2 protein-coding genes are annotated in these 3,258 nt (G+C 40.3%); both read right to left on the bottom strand.

Annotated features, from left to right (window positions below; genetic code table 11):
- Positions 1–426: 426 nt before the first annotated feature.
- Positions 427–2,292 (bottom strand): RHS repeat-associated core domain-containing protein, encoded by a 1,866-nt coding sequence (locus BHECKSOX2_RS06160; RefSeq protein ID WP_139682901.1) that lies wholly within the window; start codon positions 2,290–2,292, stop codon positions 427–429.
- Positions 2,289–2,885: an RHS repeat domain-containing protein gene (locus BHECKSOX2_RS06155; RefSeq protein WP_425356610.1), complete on the bottom strand. Its 597-nt coding sequence runs from the start codon at positions 2,883–2,885 to the stop codon at positions 2,289–2,291. Before BHECKSOX2_RS06155 ends, BHECKSOX2_RS06160 begins: the two co-directional genes overlap by 4 nt.
- Between the last annotated feature and the right edge of the window lie 373 nt (positions 2,886–3,258).

Raw genomic sequence — 3,258 nt, 5'->3', positions numbered from 1 at the left:
TTTTTCCAAGACATTTTGGGTGTTTTATGGTTGTTTTAGATGGGTGTTATTTTATCAGATTGGTGGTTTTTTGGTTGGGTTATGCAAAGGTCTCAATAAATTGCACACTGACCCTAATTATTTAGTTTTCAAACTTGTGAATAAGGTTTTGTGCCTTATTCTTACCACAATTTATCCCCTAAAAATAGTAACAAGATAAAATGAATCATTAAAGATAGTAGTCTAAAAAAATTATTTTCTAAGGAACTTTCAAGCCACAAAACACCCAATATTACAGGCTTTTTAAAAAAAAATGCCAATATTTGCATGATAGAAAAAACAGTTAAAAAATAGAAAAAAATTTCTCCTTTTCTACCAAAAAATAAAAACAATACAAAGAATGCCAAGAAAATTAAAGCAGACAATAAAATAAATTTTTTATCTGATCTAATCATTATTTTGACTGTCATCAACAAAACCGCCAATTAATGATGCTCCAGCACCAACTCTATGATTAATCGCCCCAAGGCCTGCTCCACCAATAGTACTGTGCACACCACCCCAGTCGGAGTATATTGCTGCATTTAATATATCTGAAATATATCCAATACCTTGGATAACTTTAACTCCAAGTCCAGCAGGAGACATAGTCGTCAAAATATTCGATCCAGTACCAACTCCACTCAAAAACTCGGTGCCACTAATATTGCTTTCTGGTGTGTTATATTTAGCTCCAAATACTATTTCCATTGCCTTAGCATTAGCATTTTGTCTTTGTATTGATTTTTTTATCTCTGGATCCTCTCCTTCAATCCATTTTCCAGTACTATCACGCAAATCATTAAACATCCTACTAAACGCCGCACTCATCCCACCATTAGCAAATTTACCACCACCCAACTCAGCGGCAACGCCACCAACCACATAAGAGGCGACAACATTTTGTACTCTTTGCGTCCATGTGTTGGCTTGATTACTAATGCCTGCCGCCTTATATGCACCTGACCAACTTGCGCCATAACTTACAGCTGAGCCTAAGAATCCGCTTTTAAAGCTACCGCCAGATAATCGACTTCGTACGCCGCCAGTTAAGCCATGGGCTATCAACTTTCTGAAACCCGCTTTCATTGGATGCAATACCTTGGCGTTAAATCCTGCTGTTAATGCGCCTAATAATCCTTGTTTTAAATCACCTTTGCTTCCAACCATACCGGACAAAAATCCTGCTGCATAAATATTTAATCCTGGGATAAATAAAACAGCGATAGATGCAATTTGTCTGCCGTATTTTTTAACACCTCTCCAAACACTTCGCCATGCTTTAGCTACTGCTTTAAAGGGATTCCACCAATAACCGCTCGGGTCAGTGTATTTCAGCGGATTGTTCATTACATAACTGTATCTATTGTAACTCTGTGTGTTGTAAGGGGCTTGGATATATGGATCCGCACTGAGGAATCTTCCAATCTGTGGGTCATATACTCTACCATTCATATGAATAAAGCCCATTTCATCAATGTGTTCATGTCCTGTAAAGCCTCTATTGGTCAGGGCGGGGATGATAGGCAGTAGTGGGTCGCTGGCGCGCCAGTCGCCTTTGCGTCTTTGTCCGAAGGCGGTGTATGCCATGCGTTCAACGATGTTGCCTTGTCCATCGGTGATGGTGTCTATTGAGCCGAGGTTGTCATAATGCAGATAACGGGTTTTGTCGGGGATTGGTGTTGCTGGCGTGCCTGATGTGTCTGATGTACCTGATGTGCTCGTTGTGCTAGTTGTACTCGTTGTGTCGGTTTTGATGTGAATGGCAATGAGTTGTTTATCTAGATAGATAAAGTGTTTATGCTCAGTATTGGTGTTTTGTTTGATTTTTTCATAAACCTTGCCAAAGTATTGAGTGGTGATGGTGGTATTGTCACTGCTTTTTGTTTGTACTTTTTGGTAACGACTTCTATTAGGGGCATAGGTGAAGGTTGTGCTGTCTCCTCCTTTGGTGAATTTCTTGGGCTTGTTAAATGATGTCCAAGTAATAGATTTATTGCCATTTTTGGTCATATTGCCATTGGCATCGTAAGTGTAGGCTCTGTCTTGGTTGCTGGTATTGGTTTTTAGACCTGTGATTGAATTTGGCGTGTGTGGACGAACACCACTAGCAGCGTTGTAACTGTAATCACCGACATCAGATTTGTTGGTGATGTTGCCATTGATGTCGTATTGATAACCCACTGTATAGCTATAATCAACATTATCAATCTTACCGGTGGTGCTTGACTGGGTTAGGCGGTCTAGGGCGTCATAAGTAAAGCGCTCACTCAAACCTGAGANACAGCTGAGCCTAAGAATCCGCTTTTAAAGCTACCGCCAGATAATCGACTTCGTACGCCGCCAGTTAAGCCATGGGCTATCAACTTTCTGAAACCCGCTTTCATTGGATGCAATACCTTGGCGTTAAATCCTGCTGTTAATGCGCCTAATAATCCTTGTTTTAAATCACCTTTGCTTCCAACCATACCGGACAAAAATCCTGCTGCATAAATATTTAATCCTGGGATAAATAAAACAGCGATAGATGCAATTTGTCTGCCGTATTTTTTAACACCTCTCCAAACACTTCGCCATGCTTTAGCTACTGCTTTAAAGGGATTCCACCAATAACCGCTCGGGTCAGTGTATTTCAGTGGATTGTTCATTACATAACTGTATCTATTGTAACTCTGTGTGTTGTAAGGGGATTGGATATATCCAATTTGTGGGTCATATACTCTACCATTCATATGAATAAAACCCATTTCATCAATGTGTTCATGTCCTGTAAAGCCTCTATTGGTCAGGGCGGGGATGATAGGCAGTAGTGGGTCGCTGGCGCGCCAGTCGCCTTTGCGTCTTTGTCCGAAGGCGGTGTATGCCATGCGTTCAACGATGTTGCCTTGTCCATCGGTGATGGTGTCTATTGAGCCGAGGTTGTCATAATGCAGATAACGGGTTTTGTCAGGGATTGGTGTTGCTGGCGTACCTGATGTGCTCGTTGTGCTCGTTGTGCTAGTTGTACTCGTTGTGTCGGTTTTGATGTGAATGGCAATGAGTTGTTTATCTAGATAGATAAAGTGAGACTTTTGCATAACTCATAATTCTCCACCCTAATTTTAATTTTTAGATTTTTTCAAAAATATTTTCAAAACTACCTTTATTTTTTCATAAAGTCCAAAAAAAATCTTATTTTCCCAGCTGTTTATTGCTTTATTTCCCTATTTTTAGTCCTCTCCCACTCATTGGGCGTAACAA

Source organism: thiotrophic endosymbiont of Bathymodiolus puteoserpentis (Logatchev) (genome assembly GCF_900127505.1).
Classification (GTDB): Bacteria; Pseudomonadota; Gammaproteobacteria; order PS1; family Pseudothioglobaceae; genus Thiodubiliella.
Note: the sequence above shows the minus strand (reverse complement) of the source record. Positions and strands in the feature narration are given on the sequence as shown.